This is a genomic window from Streptomyces sp. F001, from assembly GCF_004187715.1.
In the GTDB taxonomy this organism is placed as follows: Bacteria; Actinomycetota; Actinomycetes; order Streptomycetales; family Streptomycetaceae; genus Streptomyces; species Streptomyces flavusporus.
The window spans coordinates 159,805-175,133 of sequence record NZ_QZWF01000005.1 but is presented as its reverse complement, the minus strand read 5'-3'; the positions used below and the strand labels follow the sequence as shown (position 1 = coordinate 175,133).

The 15,329-nt window shown below is 65.7% G+C and carries 9 protein-coding genes and 3 pseudogenes; 11 read left to right on the top strand and 1 reads right to left on the bottom strand.

What is annotated here, in order from left to right; translation table 11 throughout:
• The first annotated feature begins 382 nt into the window (after nt 1–382).
• From StrepF001_RS21010 to StrepF001_RS20990, 5 genes and pseudogenes are all read left to right on the top strand, one after another.
• Nucleotides 383–7,090, top strand: a complete 6,708-nt coding sequence (locus StrepF001_RS21010; protein WP_240797601.1) for an RHS repeat-associated core domain-containing protein — start codon at nt 383–385, stop codon at nt 7,088–7,090.
• Between the two features lie 33 nt (nt 7,091–7,123).
• Nucleotides 7,124–8,065: a hypothetical protein gene (locus StrepF001_RS21005; protein WP_129799780.1), complete on the top strand. Its 942-nt coding sequence runs from the start codon at nt 7,124–7,126 to the stop codon at nt 8,063–8,065.
• Nucleotides 8,066–8,204: 139 nt separating this feature from the next.
• Nucleotides 8,205–8,555 (top strand): annotated as a pseudogene (locus StrepF001_RS48120) (transposase family protein); the annotation flags it as partial.
• An 83-nt stretch (nt 8,556–8,638) separates the two neighbouring features.
• Nucleotides 8,639–9,073, top strand: coding sequence for a hypothetical protein (locus StrepF001_RS20995; RefSeq protein ID WP_240797642.1), 435 nt, complete (start codon nt 8,639–8,641; stop codon nt 9,071–9,073).
• 404 nt (nt 9,074–9,477) lie between these two features.
• Nucleotides 9,478–10,140 carry a hypothetical protein gene (locus StrepF001_RS20990; protein ID WP_240797600.1) on the top strand — a complete coding sequence of 221 codons (663 nt, stop codon included), beginning with the start codon at nt 9,478–9,480 and terminating at the stop codon, nt 10,138–10,140.
• A gap of 40 nt (nt 10,141–10,180) precedes the next feature.
• On the opposite strand, the gene StrepF001_RS20985 is transcribed toward StrepF001_RS20990, so the two are convergent.
• Nucleotides 10,181–10,570 carry a hypothetical protein gene (locus tag StrepF001_RS20985; protein WP_129799779.1) on the bottom strand — a complete coding sequence of 130 codons (390 nt, stop codon included), beginning with the start codon at nt 10,568–10,570 and terminating at the stop codon, nt 10,181–10,183.
• A 206-nt stretch (nt 10,571–10,776) separates the two neighbouring features.
• Here StrepF001_RS20985 and StrepF001_RS20980 point away from each other — a divergent pair.
• From StrepF001_RS20980 to StrepF001_RS20955, 6 genes and pseudogenes are all read left to right on the top strand, one after another.
• A pseudogene (locus tag StrepF001_RS20980) lies at nt 10,777–11,166 on the top strand (hypothetical protein); the annotation flags it as partial.
• A gap of 156 nt (nt 11,167–11,322) precedes the next feature.
• Entirely contained in the window at nt 11,323–11,976 is a 654-nt protein-coding gene (locus tag StrepF001_RS20975) for a hypothetical protein (protein ID WP_129799778.1), read from the top strand.
• 47 nt (nt 11,977–12,023) lie between these two features.
• Nucleotides 12,024–12,998: a hypothetical protein gene (locus tag StrepF001_RS20970; RefSeq protein WP_129800074.1), complete on the top strand. Its 975-nt coding sequence runs from the start codon at nt 12,024–12,026 to the stop codon at nt 12,996–12,998.
• 156 nt (nt 12,999–13,154) lie between these two features.
• A pseudogene (locus tag StrepF001_RS20965) lies at nt 13,155–13,496 on the top strand (hypothetical protein); the annotation flags it as partial.
• A 124-nt stretch (nt 13,497–13,620) separates the two neighbouring features.
• Complete coding sequence (locus StrepF001_RS20960; RefSeq protein ID WP_129799777.1) at nt 13,621–13,938, top strand: hypothetical protein; 318 nt, start codon at nt 13,621–13,623, stop codon at nt 13,936–13,938.
• Nucleotides 13,935–15,284, top strand: coding sequence for a putative T7SS-secreted protein (locus StrepF001_RS20955; protein WP_129799776.1), 1,350 nt, complete (start codon nt 13,935–13,937; stop codon nt 15,282–15,284). The genes StrepF001_RS20960 and StrepF001_RS20955 overlap by 4 nt, the downstream gene beginning before the upstream one ends.
• Nucleotides 15,285–15,329: the final 45 nt, after the last annotated feature.

Here is a 15,329-nt window from a genome sequence, read left to right as displayed (position 1 = left end):
GGGAAGGGAGTTGAGCCAATCAACCTCCTGGGTCGTAAGGGTGGTTGTCGTGAAGTGCATCAACTCGAGTGCGTCACCATGGGCTTGGGGGCAAAACGCCGCGAATTATTCATCAACGCCCTTGATTTGACGGCTATTTGCCAGGGTAATCGACGAATTATGCGATTGATCGCGGAGGTGCAGCGCCTTCCGTTATCTCAGGTAGGTGGCGGACCCGGGCATCACGTACCGCTATAGAGCACTACGCACCGTGATGGTCATCACATCCGCACAGTCGATCTAGCGGAACTCCACAGAGGCATCACAAAATCTCCGGCATCTGATACGCCATCACGCGTGGTCCGTTCCCGGTCCCGCCTTGAGTGGTCCGGGGGGCCTCGTCGTGTTCGGTCGCTCTTCGCATGCCCGTCGCCGCCGTCTGCGTCGTCTGCGCACGGCCGTCGTACCCACCATCGGGGCCGCCCTGTTCGTGGGTCTCCTGCCCGCGCAGTCGCTGGCGCTGCCGCCCGATCCATCGGTCGCCGAAAAGGGCCGCGAGACCCTGGACCTGGAGACGCTCGCCCAGGATGAACCCGTTGCCGGCCAGGTCTTCGAGCGGGACCTGGAGTCCCTGAAGGTCGAGGTCCCCCCGGACCAGCAAGCGGCCCCGGCGGGCACGACGACAGCCCCGCAGCCCGACACCGGCACGGTGAGCTTCGGCGCGACGGCTTCCACCACGACCCAGGCCTCGGCCCGCACAGGCACGACCGCCCAGCAGGTCGCCCTGACCCCCGTCGACGACCTCCCCGTCAGCCTCGGGCAGGCCCCGGACCAGCCGGCCCCCACCGGTACCTGGTCCGTCCAGGTCTTCGACCGCACCGCGCCCGTGTCCCAGGGCGTCGACGGCGCCGTCGTGAAGGTGCAGGCGCCCGCGACCGGCTCGGTCCCGATCTCGGTCAAGCTCGACTACGCCAAGTTCAAGAACCTGTACGGCGCCGACTGGGCCTCCCGGCTGCGCTTCGTCCAGTTCCCCGAGTGCTACCTGACCACGCCGGACGACGAGGCGTGCCAGGTGTACGAGGAAATGGAGACGACCAACGACACCAAGACCCAGTCGATCACGGCGACGGTCGACACGGCGGCGGACGGAACGGTCACCCCGGCCTCGGCGGAGAGAACCACTACGGCCGACGGCCCGTCGATCGCCCAGGCGGCGTTCCGTACCTCGGCCACCCCTGTCGCCGCGACGGGTGACACGGCCGTCGTCGGCGCGGTGGACTCCGGCGGCGGCGCGGGCGGTACCTTCAAGGCCACGCCTCTGGTCTCCAACGGCAAGTGGGAGGCGGGTGGTTCGTCGGGCGCGTTCACCTGGTCGTATCCGCTGACGGTGCCGGCGGCTCCGGCAGGCCCCGTACCCAGCGTCACCTTCGATTACAACTCCCAGATCGTGGACGGTCGTACGGCGGTCTCCTCCCCCCAGGCCTCCTGGATCGGTGAGGGTTGGGACTACGACCCGGGCCATATCGAGCGCCGCTACCGCACTTGCCAGGACGACCGCAAGACGCTCAAGTCCGGCGCCCCCAACAACACGGCCAAGAAGGACAAGACGTCCGACCTGTGCTGGGTGTCGTACAACGCGGTGATGTCGCTGGGCGGCAAGACCACGGAGCTGGTACGGGACGCCGGCTCCGGCAGCGACCCCGAGACGGACACCGAGATTTACCGTCCCCAGCAGGACGACGGCACCCGCATCGAGCGCCGCACCGGCGGCACCAACGGCGACAACAACGGCGAGTACTGGATCGTCACAACCCGGGACGGCACCAAGTACTACTTCGGCCTCAACCAGGTCGGCGGCGGCCACGCCGACACGAGCTCCGTCTCCACGGTCCCCGTCTTCGGCAACCACCCCGGCGAACCCTGCCACGCCACCGCCTTCGCCGACTCCCGCTGCGGCGCGGGCAAGAAGCAGGCCTGGCGCTGGGGCCTGGACAAGGTCGTCGACATGCACGACAACACGATGGTCGTCAACTGGAAGCAGGAGACGAACCACTACGCCGTCAAGAAGAAGTTCACATCCCCCGAGCAGTACGACCGCTACGCCTACCCGACGTCTATCGAGTACGGCATGCGCTCGGACCTGACCAAGCCGTCCGCCACCGTCGAGTTCGGCGTCAAGCAGCGTTGCCTGAAGTCGGAGACGGCCTGCGACCCCGCCAACTTCGCCAAGACGGACGACCCCGGCGCCTACCGCCCCTGGTGGGACACCCCCGGCAACTTCAACTGCAAGTCGACGTCGAAGCTGTGCCCACCCTTTCCTACCTTCTGGACGCAGATGCGCCTGGACTCGGTGACGACGAAGGCCGCCCGCGCGGGCCAGACGGGCCTGGGCAAGGTGGACACGTACGAGCTCCACCAGTCCTTCCCCGAGGACTGGTACGACACGGCCCCCGGCCTGTGGCTGAACTCGATCACCCGCCGCGGCTTCGCGCCCGGCGACACCACGGGCACCCTCCAGCACAAGGACGGCGTGAGCTTCGCCGAGTACTCGGTCGGCTCGACGTCACCTTTGCACACCCGCCTGAAGGACAGGCAGCTCCCGAACCTGGTCCCCAGCGGCCCGAACGACCAGCGCCCGGCCTTCACCCGCCCGCGCATCGGCACGGTCGCCACCGAATACGGTGGGGACATTGAGGTCGAGTACACGGGTGGCTGCGCCACCGAGCCATCCCAGGACAAGGGCGCAAACAACGGCACTTGCTACCCCGTCCGCTGGTCCCCCGACGGCGACGAGAAGACACCTGCGAAGTCCTGGTTCAACAAGTACGTCGTCGACTCCGTGACCGAGACCGACAAGGTCACCTCTCACGGCAAGCCCGTCCACACGGTCTACACGTACACGGACTCCGCCTGGGCCAAGAGCGACGACGAGTTCACCCGCCCCTCCCTGCGCACGTACAGCGTCTGGCGCGGCTACCGTCAGGTCGCGGTGACCAAGGGCAGCAAAACTAGCTCCCAGACGGGGTTGCCGCAGGCGCAGTCGTACACCGAGACGCGGTACTTCCTGGGCGCCGGCGGAGAGGTGAAGGACTCCACCGACAAGTACACGCTGGTCACCGACGACGCGCCGCAATACGCGGGCGTGGTGGCGGAGAGCATCACCTATCTCGACTCGGGCAAGGACGTCAAGAAGAGGACACTGAGTTTCCCCTGGTCGAAGCAGACCGCGTCCCGTGCCCGGGAGAACGAGGACGGGACGGACATGGCCCCGCTCCTCGCGCATCAGAGCGGCATCAAGCGCACAGACGAGATCCAGATGGCCGACCCGAGCTGGCGGGCTGTCCGGACGCTCACCGAGGTCGACGACATGTACGGCCTTCCGGTCCAGGTTGAGACGGCCGTGGTCAAGCCGAACGGGACCGGCGAGACGCTGTCCGACCAGTCCTGCACCAAGACGTCGTATGTGCACAACACGTCGGCGTGGCTGATCGGGCTGGTGAAGGAACAGCGGACCACGGGCACGTCGTGCGCCGCGCATGACACCGCCGACCCCGCGACCAAGCTCGTCAATGCGGTGCGCAATAGCTACGACGACTTGACGTACGGCGCCACCCCGGTGAAGGGCCTGGTCACCTCCGAGGCCACTGTGGACGGCACGGGTGCTTCGTACTCGGTCGTCACGAAGACCACTTACGACGGCCTCGGCCGCACCCGCACCGTCACCAAGCCGGGTGCCGGCACGACCGAGACGCAGTACACCCCGGAGACGGGCGGGCCGGTCACCTCCGTCAAGAACATCAACGCCGAGGGCCACGCCGTCACCACTACCTTCGACCCGGGCCGCAGCCTGGTGCTGACGGTCACCGACGCCAACGGCCGGGTCACACGCAACGAGTACGACGTCCTGGGCCGACTGGTGAAGGGCTGGTCCCCGTCTCGCTCCTCGGGCGGCAAGTCCCCGGACGTGGAGATCGCGTACCAACCGGCGATCGCGACCGCCGACGAGACCCGCCCCGCCGCGGTCACCATCAAGACCCTGAAGGACGACGGCACCTACAGCCGCCAGGTGACGATCTACGACGGCCTGTTGCGGGAGGTACAGACCCAGTCCGAGGCCCACGGACCCGGCCGCGTCATCACCGACACCACCTACGACGACCACGGCCTGGTCGATGAACAGACCAGCGCCTACCTCGCGAAGGGTGAACCGGCCGCCGAGGTCTTCGCCCCCAAGTCGAAGTCGCTGATCCCGAGTTGGATCAAGTACCGCTACGACGGCATGGAGCGTAAGGCGCGCGAGTCGACGTACCACGACGGCGACTACGTCTACGCGACCTACACCTACTACAGCGACACGAGCACCTACGTGGACCCGGCGGGCTCGACGGCCCCGCGGACCCGCACCTTCACCGACGCCCTCGGCCGGGTCACCTCGATCCGTCACTACAAGGACGACGCGGCCACGAGCGAGGGGCGCACCACCGTCTACGAGTACGACGCCCGCGGCTACCGCAGCAAGGTCACCGACCCGGCGGGCAACTCCTGGACGTACACGTACGATGCACGCGGCCGGGTCACCTCCGCCGCCGACCCCGACGTGGGGAAGACCGAGACGTGGTACGACGACGCCGACCGTCCGAAGAAGGTCACGGACGCCAAGTCGCGGACGACGTACACGGAGTACGACGAGCTGGGCCGGATCACGCACGTCCGTGAAGGCTCCGAGACGGCCATCCCGGTCAAGTCGTTCACCTACGACACCCTGCCGGGTGCCCTGGGCCAGCCGGTCGCCCAGGTCCGGCACACTGCGAACGGCGACTACATCAACCGCGTCACCGGCTACGACACCGAGTACCGGCCCACCGGCAGTGAGACGGTGATCCCCGCCAACTCGATGACCACGGGCGTCGCCGGCACGTACGCCTACACCTACACCTACACCGCGACCGGCAAGCCGCTCTCGGTCACGCTGCCCGCCGTGGGCGGACTGGCGAAGGAGAGGGTCGTCACTCGCTACAACGGCGACGGCCTCGCCGAGTCGACCTCGGGACTCGCCTGGTACACCTCCGACGCCACCTACTCGCCGTACGGCGAGGTCCTGCGGACGGTGTCCGGCTCCCAGCCCTACCGGGTCTGGACCACCAACTTCGTCGACCCGCACACCGGCCGTCTCCAGCGCACGGTCGCCGACCGGGAGACCTCGGGTCCGCATCGCATCTCGGACGGCTACTACTCGTACGACAAGTCGGGCACGATCACGTCCCACGCGCGCAAGCTGTCGGACGCCTCGGGCGAGACCTGGGACAGCCAGTGCTTCACGTACGACGTTATGGGCGAGCTGGTCAACGCCTGGACCTCGAAGATCACCCCTGACGGCAACGGCACCGGCTGCAAGGCGTCGAACGGCACGACGTGGGGCCACCGCACCGACTATGTGGCGTCCTCCGGCCCGGTGGCCGATGCCCCGGACGCGTCGACGGACGTGTCGAGCCCGGACAGCTCGCTGTCGTCGACACTGGCGGCTACCGCTCCCGACGCGGCCACGGTCGCCACCGGCACGACGGCCTATCGCCAGTCCTTCACCTACGACTGGCTCGGCAACCGCCGCGTGATGACGGAGCAGGACCCGGCGGACGCGTCCAATAACACCACCTTCACGTACGGCTACGACACCGCGCGGCCGCACCTCATGAAGTGGGTCAGCTCCAACCCGTCCGGCCAGGGCAGCAGCTACACCTACGACGCGGTCGGCAACACCGAGGTCCGGGACCTGTCCTCCACGACGCAGAACCTGACCTGGACGGCCGAGAACAAGCTCGACACCATCACGGACGACGGTACGAAGACGACGTACGTCTACGACGCGAACGGCAACCGCATCCTGGAGAACTCCCCGTCGGGCTCCACGCTCTACCTGGGCGAGACCGAGGTGACGACGGACGCGGCAGGTGCTGTGACTCGCGCGTCCCGCACGTACGCCCACACCGGCGCACCGACGGTGGTCCGCACCACGAGCAACGGCGCGACGACGGCCCACAAGCTCAGCGTTCTGCTCGCCGACCACCTGGGCACGGCCGGCACGTCCGTGGATCTGTCGAGCGGCCAGCCGGTCACCCGCCGCGCCTTCAAGCCGTACGGCGAACTCCGCGGTCCCAAGCCGTCGACATGGCCGAACAAGCGCAGCTACCTGGGCGTTGGCATCGACGACGCAGCCACGGGCCTGACCCACATCGGTGCCCGTGAATACGACCAGAACTCGGGCCGCTTCCTTTCCGCCGACCCGATCATCGACATCGCGGACCCGCTCCAGATCAACGGGTACGCCTACAGCAACAACAGCCCTGTCAGCAAGAGCGACCCCACCGGCCTGTGCCCGAAGGACATATGCGATGGCTACGGCCAGAACACGGCCGAGACTCCGTTCCAGAACACAGGAGGTGCCGGTGGCGGCGGTGGTGGCGGAACGTCAACGGACAAGAAGGGACGAGACAGTAAGGAGATGGTGGCCGACACCATTCGCCACAACGCCGCAGTCCGGACTATCGCGGCGTATCTGTCCGCCATTTACTGGCAGAATCCCCAAATACAGGTCAGGACCAATGTGAAGATTCCCAACGGTGGCACGGGAAAGACCAAGGACGGATTCGCCGACGTGGTCGTCTACTTCGATGACTACATCTTCATCTGGGAAGTGAAGTCCGCCAAGACCGCTGAAAAGGACGCACCTGCCCAGCTGGACCGCTATGTCAGGGCGATGCAGAAGGAACAGCGCAAGTACGGCAAGACCGTGCAGCGAGGCCATGAACTCCCTCAGCTGGCGACGATCGATCCGTTGAACCCCAAGCAGCAGCTGGTCGTGCAGTCGACGCGAACCCGGCTGGGCTCGCCGCACAAGGGGCCCAGGTACCAGGGGGTCGTGGGCTGGTGGACGCGCAAGCAGTCCTTCAAGACCCCCAAGGGGCATGAAGCCTCCAGCGTCTACGCTCCGCTGAGCATCCAGGTGTGGCAGCCGACTCCCGAACAGCAGAGAAACATCGCATGGGGAGCCATCACAGCTGGCACCCTGTATGTGCTCGGGAAGATGGTGACGAGCCCGTTCGGTCTTGAGTAGGCTCAACAGGAGGCTCAACAGGAGATGGGTTCAGTGGACATCCTCGACGCGATCAATGCCAACCTTTCACATGCGCTGGTGATGGAGCTCACGGTGTTCGACACCGAATTCGCCGGGTTGCACGACTGTGCGTTCCGCTGGCTCACCGAGGGCGTCCGAGAATATGCGGGAGTCGATATCCTGCAGAGCGCTGGCCGGTACAGAATCTCCACCGAAGGGCTGTCTCGGGTTCCCGCCCTGAAACCACATGGCGACTCGAACCGATGGTCCTATGTTTCGGTGGCGCCGCGCGACACGTTCGAAGTCCGCTACAACCCGTACAGCCCGCAAGTATTTCCGTGGCTGAAGATGGCCATCGACGATCGAGCGGAGTCGATCACCGTCGAGAGCGGGGAATTCACGTCCGAAGGTGAAATCGGCGACCCTGACGTCTGGATCTCGGCCACTTTTGATGAGGACCTTCCGGAATATGTGAAGTTGGTCGTCCACATGGATGAGGCCGAACTTCTCGATCCGGGAAGGGCTTCGGACGCACAGGACCGCCTACTGCGGTCCGCCCGGTGGGTGTGCGATCGGTACAACGTCGTGTACGGGCATGTCTCCTACCGCCACGCCTGTGAAATGACGGAGCTCGAACGTTTCCTCCGGGGTGAGGCCGGTGACCCGACGGTCAACACTCCTCGATGGCGCTCGGAGTTGCGGGGCTATTCATGGCTCATGGTCATCTCCGCCGACGTTGCCGTCAGACTGGGAGGCGCCGACGCCCTGCGGGAATCGCAGGCCTTCCACTCCGTGATCGCACTGCCCAACGGATCGCTGCTCCTTCAGGCCACACCGACGTTCCGGGAGTACCGCGGCCCGGCAGTCGCGAACGTCTACCGCGCCGTGCGGGACGTGCTTGTTACCGGCGAATTCCGCGTCCCTCCGCCCATGCCCGGCGTACCTCCCGCCCACATGGTCGTCCTGCCGGACTGAACGGCAGGAACCTTGTGCGACGGACCTCGCGCCAGCGCGAACTGGGGGACACACAGGGCTGTTTCAAAGTCCCGGTGACGCTGCGAAGTTGCAGGTCACGGTGGTGTGACTGCTGCTGGTCAGCCCCGTCTCGTATGCAATGAAGCTCCGGTTGGAGCGGGTGACCTATCAAGTCGCCCTGCTGAACCGGAGCTTCGGTGTGCCGCCAGTCTGTCAGTGTCTGCCTGATCAAGTCGCCTCGCGTCGGCACCGCGCACTGCCGGGACTGCCACCGAGGCTGGCCACACTGGCTGATCCGCGGCACTGGCGCGGGAAGCGTCACCCGTTCGTGAGCGTGCTGCTGATCGCGTGCTCGGCCGTGCTGGCCGGGGCCCGCTCGTTCGCCGCGATCGGGCAGTGGGCCAAGAACGCTCCGAAGGAGGCTCTCGCCCGGCTCGGTGCCCCCACCACCAGCGTGTTCGCCGTCCGCGTCGCGCCGAGTCCGGCGACCGTCCGCCGGATCCGAAGTCCGCCCAGCCCGGGGCGAAGAAGGACCTGTGGGCGGACCGTGAGCTCGATCCGGGGCCGAACGGCGTGGACTTCGTCGGCGGCACGCTGGCGCGCTGCGCCGAGTCCTTCTGCCCTCCCGGTTCGGAACACTGGCTCTTCCTCCACCTCGACCACCCCACGGACATTCCACTCCCGGTCTGTGCAGCAATCGGGCCGGCGCAAGCTCCCCGCGAGGAGACGCTCCGTGCCCTCACCGAGGCGGACGACCCGAACGCGGTCGAACCTTCCGTCGTCAAGAGCTTCCGTTCCGAGCGGCTCGGCGAAGGCGTGACGACTTTCCGGTATGTGTCACAAGAAGACTCACCGCATCCGCTGGCCTGCGTTCGCTATGCGTGGCAGGTGGCGGAGCACGAAGCGGACGTAGTCATGTGGACCGCCACGGAGGACGTCGGGCGCATCCATCAGGCCGCCGAGGACCTGGAAGAGCTGGCGCGTTCGCTGGCAATCTTCGTTCCTTGATATGGAGCAGGGCACCTCAATGACCCTGGACAGGGTCGGTCATTGACGGCTGCCTCGCTGGCACCGACCTGGTCCTGGACGCGTGAGCCCGCCTCGGTGGTATGCCGGTGCGGGTGGCGTGCGTCGGCTGCGGCACCCCTCACCGATCCCGCCCCGAGAGGTAATTGGCAGATTTGGGTCGCTGTCGGGGCCGTCCGACCGGGGCATTCGCCCTCTTGGGGTGTCCCAAACCCGCCAGTTGCCGATGCGGGTGCGCCGTGAGATCGCGCTGATCCGGATGTGCCGTGGTGGGCGAGTGAACGGGGACAGCCCGGCAAGCCAGCGCAATTCACTCGGGTGCGGCGCCCGGAACCACCACTAACGTAGCGCTGCCTCCAGCCCCACATCCTGCCCAGGAGCCCCCTGTGACCCGCCGCCCTCGCCGCCTCCTCATCACCACTGCCGCCGCAGCAGCAACGGCCGCGCTCCTCCTCGCGGGGTGCGGCGATGACGGCGACGCGAAGGCGAACGAGGAGATCGCGGGGGCGGACACCGGCAGTGAGGGGTCGTCCGCTTCGCCGACTGCGAGCGCGACGGAATCGGTGGAGCGGCCCATGATCAACCTGCCGTCCGATCTCACGTACACATTTGATTGGCCGAAGACGGGCGATGGAGACAAGGACGCTGTCCTGAACGATGGCCAGCAGTTCATTAAGGCTGTGGATATAGCCATTGCCGAACAGGATCCGCTCAACAAGGCCTATCGCTTTTACTCCGAGGGCGCAGCGGCGGCAGGGACGCAGGATTTCATCCAGGAGTTCGTGGAATACAAGGACCGCATCACCGGGAAGAAGCACTACTACGACGCCAAGGTGCAGGTCAACGATGACGGAACTGCAGGTCTTGTCTACTGCGAAGACCAGAACAAGGCCTACAACAAGAGCCTGAAGAACGGCAAGATGGCGGTGACTCCGGAGTCGAAGGACAACTACGTCCTCTACAACAGCCGACTGCGGGTGAACAAGGAAGGCATCTGGGTCACCGAGACACTGACGTCGCAACGGGGGAGTGCCGTATTCCAGCCCTGAAGTACCGAGGTTGGGCGGTAGTAGTCCAGTTGACGCAGCGTTATTCCAGCGCGTCGAGAAACTTGCGGCGCTTCTTTCGGTCTGCTCGAGTGGGGGGAAGCCAGATCTGGCCGGTGAGGCGCCACCACTTCAGGCGTCCCCACAGGTCTTCCAACGTGCCCGGAAGCTTTTTCCGAAGGTGGTCACACGAGCGCTCGACGGTGTAATCGAGCTCGCCGTGCACGTTCGTCCAGAAGGGGGACGTGTCCACGCCCGGGCCCAGCGTCCATCGATAGCCGCGCGGTGCCTTTGTCCTGGCGAATCGCAGCATCCTGGCCTCGTGGCCTTCGCCTTGCATCACCGCAGGAACACGGGCGTGCTGTATATGCACGCGCTGGCAGGCGCGGCATACGTCATAGTCGATCGATCCCCAGCTCCGCTTGCCCAGCATCAACAAAACCTGCCGGCATTCGGTGTCCGGTGAGCAGCGTAGGTACGCGAGCTGGGTCGAGTCAGCCGTGGACTACGCAGACCCGTATTCGAACCGCATCGCTCCAGCGTAGACCGAGCTACCAGCGCGGAAAACAAGCGTGGCAGATCCTTCCGGTGCCGACAGTGGGGACGAAGTAGACGAAGTAGCTGTTGGTTTACGGGTCGTCCTGGCAGTCGTTGCCGGGCCGCCTGGCGAAGTGGGACCGCGTGGTGACGCTGTCCAACAACCGCGCGGTCACGATCTACTTGTGGCACAACACGCTGATCATGGCGACGGTCCCGATCATCGACCTGGCGTACGAACTCCCGTTCCTGCAGAGCGACACCGCGGTGGCGGCGCTGGACGCGGCCGACCCGGTGCTGATGTTCTGCCTGGTCTGGCCCTTGATCGGGCTCGCGATCCTGACGGTCGGCTGGATCGAGGACATCGGCGCGGGGCGGGGGCCGCGGTTGTGGCCGGACGGGGGGAAACGTGGGGGGTCACCGAGGAGGCCGTTGAGCGCATGCCGGCGTTCAGCCGGTTCAGCCATGCCGATGGACTTCATTGCGGTATGAAATATTGTCCATGCGATCACACTCTTCGTAGGCGGCTTCTGTCGGGATTTTCCTGGTTAGAGAGTCAAGCTCGACGCAAACACACCTGGTGTCACTCAGGTCGCGTCGATAGCGTTGGTCCGCTTGAGTTACCCCACACCTCAACGGGAGTCCAGAGTGAACCGCCCCGCCCGGCTCGCGACGGCCGTGCTCACCGCATCCGCGGCCCTGCTGCTCACCGCCTGCAGAGGCGGAGGCGGCGGATCCGACGACACCGACAAGATCGCAGGCGCGGACGTCGGTGATGAGAAGTCGGCGTCGCCAACGGCATCGGCCTCGACAGCCGTCGACCGTCCGAAGATCGCGCTGCCGTCGGATGTGACGTACAAGTTCGAGTGGAAGAAGACCGGCGACTCGGACAAGGACGCCGTGCTGAGGGATGCCGAGCAGCGGATCAAGGCCGTGGACATGGCCATCGCGAAACAGGACCGGCTTCATGAGGCGTACCGCTTCTACTCGGAAGGCACTGCAGCGGCCGGAAGCGAGAAGTACATCCAGGAGTTCGTCAACCACAAGGCACGCACGACCGGCTTGACGCGCTACTACAACGAGAGCGTGACCGTCAAGGACGACGGCACCGCCGCCCTCGTGTACTGCGAGGACCAGAGCAAGGCGTTCAACAAGTTCCTGGAGACCGGCAAGACGGACGTCACGCCGGTGACGAAGGACAGCTACGTCATCTACGCCAGCACCCTACGCAAGAACAAGAACGGCGTCTGGGTCACCGAGCGTCTGGACTCGCAGAGGGGGAGCGCAAAGTGCCAGCCTTGATCCGGCGAAATCCCCTACTCCTCGCTTCAGGACTCACGGCCCTGACCCTGGCTGCCGCTGGCCCTGCTCATGCCGAGAAGGGCTTCGACGGCGGCACGGACGGTCAGACGGAACAGCACGCCGACACCGGTGACGACGGCACCGTCTCCGTGACCGTCGGTGGCGTCGTCTTCGACCGCTCCAAGAACGGCAGCGGCAACGCCACGGGTGCGCTGACGTCGAGCACATCGTGGACGCCGCCACCCTGCTGGTATGCCCCCAAGTACACCCCCGAGCAGCTTCAGAAGTACCTGGAGCCGATCTGGGAGGCCGGGTCGACGGGTTATCAGTGGGATGCCCAGCAGCGGGAGAAGTACCTCAACAAGGAGGATCCCTCCAAGGACTTCAACAAGGACAAGACCGGCGAGGGCTACTGGTGGGGCTCGTACGTCAACGAGAGCTACCCGCCGGGCTGGGACTCCTGCACGAAGGACTACTTCTGGGTGGACACGGGCGACGCCCCGCCCGCCGACATCGAAAACGCCGTCACCCCGGAGATCCTCGCCGAACTCGCGTACGCCGAAATCCGCGTTCCCGGCACCAAGGTGACCCTGGCCCCCGAGAACGCGACCAAGGTCAACCTCCCGACCTGGGCCTGGCTGGACGCCGCCGAGTTCAAGCCTGTCTCCGTCACCGCGTCCGTACCGGCGATCGGCATCGAGGCGACCGCGACGGCAGAGCCGGTCTCCCTGAAGATTGCGCCTGGCACTGGGGACGCCGTGACCTACCCGGCATCCGGCGTGTGCGAGATCAACAACGGCCGTATCGGCGAGCCCTACGCCAAGGGCAAGGCCAACGAGACACCGCCCTGTGGCGTGAAGTACCTGCGCTCCTCGGGCGACGGTACGTACCCGCTCCAAGCCACCATCACTTGGAAGATCCAGTGGACCGGTAGCGGCGGCGCGGGTGGTGACCTTCCCGACGGCACGTTCGGCGCCACTCAGGATGTCGTCGTACAGGAGATCCAGGCGATCAACCGTTGAACGGCCCACGCCAGTCGGGAACGCAGTGTCCCGGTACAGGTGATGCGGGCGGAGAGCAGATCCAGTCGGTCAACCGCTGAGCCACGGCATGCTTTGCTACCAACCGGAGCCGGTTTCGACCGCATCAGGGCGAAGGGAGACGCATCGATGTCGGACCCGGTACTCGGCATCCGGGCGACCACCATCGCCGAACCGGTCTCTCTCAAACTCGACCCCGGGACTGCGGACGCCGAGACCTACCCGGCATCCGGTGTCTGCGAAATCTCAGGCGGCCGTATCGGAGAGCCGTACGCAAAGGGCAAGGCGGACGAAACCCCGCCGTGCGGTGTGAAGTACCTCCGCTCGTCGGGCCAGGGCTCGTACCAGCTCAAGGCCACCATCACTTGGAAGATCCACTGGACCGGCACAGGTGTTGACGAGCCACAGAATTTGCCTGATGGCGAGTTCGGTGCCGAGCAGGACGTAGTCGTCCAGGAGATCCAGGCGATCAACCGCTGAAGGAGGATGCGTTTCCGGCCAGTGACCGACCGCTCCCGCGGAGGGCGGTTGGCCCGGCCGGGCGAAGCGCGGTTAGTGTCGGTCCTCCCTCTGATACCGACGGGACTGGACGGGGTGGAACGCGGTGGCGGATCGGCTGGCTGTTGACGGCGATGAGCTTGCGAATTTCATGAGAATGCTCAATAAATCGGCCAATTCGCTCAAGGGTGTCCGTAAGGCGCTGTCGGACGCCACCGTAACCGGGCTGGGCACGGACGATCTCGACGGCGCGTGTGAGGAATTCCAGGAGGACTGGAAGTACGGCTCGGAGGAGATCGGCAAGCAGACGGAGGACCTGGCCGAGATCATCGGCAAGAGCAAGGACAGCTACCGCGAGGTGGACGTGGCCCTTGAGCAGGCGTTGAAGGAGGCCGCGGGCGGCAAGGGCGGAGGCAAGAAGTGAGCCTCACGCCGGGCGTCGAGCCTTCGCCGTACGCCGATTCCGAAGCCCGCAGGAACGGCCCTCTTCCGCAGGGCCTGAAGTCCTATCCGGAGATCCCGAACCCCAACTATCCACACCTGGGCTTCAACCCCGTGCCGGGCGACACGGAGATGGTACGGAAGCTGCACAAAAAACTCTCCGGTTGCGCCAAAGTCCTCGCGGACACACACGACTTGGTGACCAAGCTCCTGGACGGAAGCTACTGGAAGGGCGACGCCGCAGTCGCCTTCCGCGAACAGCTCCAGGACGGCCCTCTGCCGCTGAACCTGAAGAACGCGGCGCGCTCCATCCGGAAGGCGGCCAGGCAGCTCACCGACTGGGAGAGCGAACTCGACGACTTCCAGCGCCGGGCGAAGAAACTCGAGGAGGAGGCCAAGGACGCGCAAGACGCGGTGGACCGGGCCAAAGGACGCGCCACCAGCGCTGCCGACAGTCCTGACCTGGACAAGAAGGGCGCCGGCCGGGAAGACTCACAGAAGGCACTCGACCGCGCGAACGCGGCAGTCGAAGAGGCCGAGGCCGAGCTGGAGAAGATCCGCGGCAGGGCGAAGAAGCTCGCCGAGGAACACGAGAACAAGGCCAAGCACCGCGCGGGCAAGATCCGCGAGGCGACGGAGAAGCTGGCGCCGCAGGAGCCGGGGTGGTTCGACGAGGCGCTGGATTGGCTCGGCGAAAATCTGCCGGACATCCTCAGCTTTGTGGCGGGCGTCATCGGGGTCGTGGCGATCATCTTCGCGGGTCCACTGGGGATCGCGATGGTGGCGGCGCTGATGCTGACGGCCTCTGCCCTGAGTGCAACCGCCTTGGGGCTCCGTCTTTCCAACCCTGAGACGCTGGCCTCTCTCATGGACGGCTTCACCAAAGGGGAGTTCGACGCCGACTTCTGGAGCAACCTGGTTTCAGTGGGAGCTGACGCGATGGGGGTACTTCCAGGGATCGGAGCGGTCGTAGGCGGAGCTAAAGGGCTGACGACTGCGATGCGGACCGGGAGTGAGGCCATGACTCTCGGGCAGAAGTTCACCACGTTCGGTACTAAGACCCTGGAAAGCATGCAAGGCATCGCTCGCCTGGACAATCCAATGATCGCCCGGGCCGTACGGGGTCTCAGCAACCCTGAGAGCGCGGCCAAGGCCGTGGCTGCCACCTCGGGCCTGGTGGGCGTGGGCACCGGTGGTTTCGGCCTCTACAACAAGGTGGCGGACGCGGATGACAGCAAATACAAGGACGGTACTGTTGCTGTTATCGACGGTACGCGCCTCGCTATCGACAACGGTGGGATCCTGAACCTTGTCCGCCATGTTTTCTGACAGCCGCTCGTCTGAAGAGGGAAACCTGTGAATCCCGCTGACTAC